A 228-nucleotide genomic window follows, 5' to 3' on the forward strand; every position below is an offset into this window, starting at 1 on the left:
GTTCACCATCTGTTTTCCTGGACTCTGCTGTCCAGTCAGTTGTTGATGGAGGCATATTGATGTGCACGGCAACTGATATGGCAGTGCTCTGTGGGGGAAATGGCGAGGTCTGCTATTCCAAATGTGGGTCTTATCCGTTGAGAGGAAAATATTGCCACGAGATGGCATTGAGGATCCTTCTTGCATGTATTGAAAGCCATGCAAACCGGTACAAGCGATACATTGTTC

1 protein-coding gene is annotated in these 228 nt (G+C 47.4%); it reads left to right on the forward strand.

Annotated features, from left to right (window positions below):
* On the forward strand, positions 1–228 hold a 228-nt coding region (locus J2D73_RS21415), incomplete at both ends, for a hypothetical protein (RefSeq protein WP_207884279.1).

Source organism: Acetobacter sacchari, from assembly GCF_017377715.1.
GTDB lineage: Bacteria > Pseudomonadota > Alphaproteobacteria > Acetobacterales > Acetobacteraceae > Acetobacter > Acetobacter sacchari.